This is a genomic window from Ideonella sp. P3_A4, from assembly GCF_056403075.1.
Window position 1 is genome coordinate 1 of sequence record NZ_JBFUGE010000807.1, and the last position, 2,352, is coordinate 2,352.

The 2,352-nt window shown below is 56.5% G+C and carries 3 protein-coding genes; all 3 read right to left on the minus strand.

What is annotated here, in order from left to right:
• The coding region (locus AC1DYI_RS32980; RefSeq protein ID WP_477208328.1) for a VOC family protein at positions 1 to 255 on the minus strand (255 nt) is incomplete at its 3' end.
• A 585-nt stretch (positions 256 to 840) separates the two neighbouring features.
• On the minus strand, positions 841 to 1,290 hold the full coding sequence (locus AC1DYI_RS32985; protein WP_477208329.1) for a DUF3806 domain-containing protein: 450 nt from the start codon (positions 1,288 to 1,290) through the stop codon (positions 841 to 843).
• 85 nt (positions 1,291 to 1,375) lie between these two features.
• Positions 1,376 to 2,352: peptidylprolyl isomerase (locus AC1DYI_RS32990; protein WP_477208330.1), on the minus strand; the 977-nt coding region annotated here is incomplete at its 5' end.

Sequence of the window (2,352 nt, forward strand, 5' to 3'; positions counted from 1 at the left end):
CAAAGCGTGAAGGTCTTCTACTCGGTAATTGACCATGAAGGAGGCAGAGCTTGGAGCAAAGTGATCACTGTCTTGCGGATTGATGCACCAAGCAGTTGTGCCTGCAACCGGCTTGCCTTGGGCATCAGTCCAATCGAAGGCAGCCCCGCCCCAGACTTGGACATCGATTCCCAGGTGCTGCTTGTACCAAGCCCGCAGAGATGCAGCGTCTTTGGCTTTGAAGAAGATGCCGCCGATGCCGGTGACTCGTTTCATGTGACTTCCAATGTGCGATGGTGGTGGGGGGAGTGTATTTCTCGGCTTAACGTTCGACGTAAGGGGCGGCCTGCGGCTTGCCGCAGGACGTCCCCTTGACGGAGGGGTTAGGCGCCGGCGACTCAGAGCTCAAGCCAGTGGTTGGGTTCATGCATTGCACCGGTGCTCATGAATTGATTGGCAATGACTGGCGCTCGCTCGAAGGGAAGCGTGAACTCAACCGGGACACTCTCGCCCTCAAATGGATCGCACCCATCGTACTGGAAGAGYKCCGTGGAGCCAGTACCTGCATTGGRCGGTGAGTAGTACCTGTAGCCGGGGTGACCTTTGGATGGAAAGAAGTGAACATCAAAGACCGCGCCGCTTGAGCGAATAGCCATACAAGGAAACTGCTGACCTGGGAAGGAGAGCCAAAACGCTCCGCCACCACGACTGTCTTTGGACGAGATGGACTCACCAAGTTCGTCCGGTGTTCCCACCGTCCAATTTCGCGACGATCCTTCGATGTGCACCGGCACGTTCATTTCCGGCGCTTAACGTTCGACGTAAGGGGCTGGCCGCAGGCCAGTCCCCTTGACGGAGGGGTTAGGCGTCGCGGTATCCATCGGCACGCTGCTCAATGAGCAATTTGAGCTCACCAGCAATGTGAGTGAGGTCAATTTCCTCTCCTCGTTCGACTCGCTTCCAAAGAATGGTGGTGGCAAAGATCGAAAGTGCCTTCTCTTTGAACTGAAGAGCGGCTACCGTTCCATCCTTACCAGTAACCAGGCGCCAGCGGAGGCCTTGGACAAGATCCGCCAAGGCATCGCCGAACGCGATGCCGATGGCCACCCAAGCCTCATGGTTGGCATGTTTCATTGCTCCATGATCGACGATGGCCTGAAGAATTGGAAGGTCGCTCTTGGAGTGAGAAAGTTCGGCTCCATCGACCAAGTCGGTGGCTAGGCGGCTGACAAACGATCGAACATCGGCGAACTCCTGAACCGCCGCCGGCGATAGCGGCGAAAAGGAGAGGGAGGCAGATTCAGTAGGCATGAGTGGAATCTTGGATTCGACGCTTAACGTTCGACGTAAGGGGCGGCCCGCTTGCGGGACGTCCCCTTGACGGAGGGGTTAGGCTTCACTGCTTCGCTGAACATGCCAATTGATGCAGTGTGCCCTCAAAAGAACCAGCAGCTGCGGGTCTGTATTCTGGATTGCGAGTGCCGACATTCTGAAGCGACAACGTCCTCCCAACGGCTCCTCTGCCCTCAAACGAGGCGGAAGACATGAGAGCGACGCTCTTGTCGCTGCATAGGACCTCCCAGTCGAATCTGAGAGAAGTTGCGCAGCCCTTGGGTCTAGCAGTGGACTCATACTGCCTGTGACCAAGCTCAACATGCTGCGATACCAGCATACGGTCTTCTTCGTAGGTTTCGCGCACTCGAAAGAAGATGAGGCTCCCATCGCGACCGAGCATCGGCTCCGACCAATCAATCCCAATCACCCGTTGAACCTGATCGGCAATTTTTGCTGGCTCCAAAGCCTGCAATGCAAGACTCAGTCCAAGCTTCCATTGACCGTCTGCTCGCGAGTAGGCTTCATTCAGCGAGCGGTCGCAGAGGTCTCCAACCGTAGTTTCGCGACGTTCGGTCACGTAGATTAGGTGCCAGCCGAACTCCGTCCGGACAGGGTCGGATACGGCGTCGAGCTTGCTAGAGAAGACTGCGTCTTCAAACGACTTAACCGTCTCTCCTTCCGACACCCACTCGAGACTTCCTCCAACCAGTCTCGTCGACGAGTCCTCGCTAACTTTGGAGGCCACTTCCTTGAACTTTTGCAGCCTTTGTCTTGGGGCAGTACTCTCAATCTCAGTCCTGTACTTCGCTGCAAGTGCTTCCGTTTTCAGTAGCAGGTKGTACGTAAAGGCCGCCTTCACCGGCGTTGAATCGCTTGGCGCTTGCGCGAATGAGCTGAGAACAACCAGTAGCGTTGCCGTTGCGACTACAAGCTTCATTTTTGCGTAGAGGTGGTGATCGTGGGGGTAAACGTGAGGCCTAACGTTCGACGTAAGGGGCGGCCCGCCTGCGGGACGTCCCCTTGACGGAGGGGTTAGGC

Coding starts and splice junctions, on each gene's coding strand:
- AC1DYI_RS32985 (WP_477208329.1), bottom strand. CDS start 1,290: ATGCCTACTGAATCTGCCTCCCTCTCCTTTTCGCCGCTATCGCCGGCG.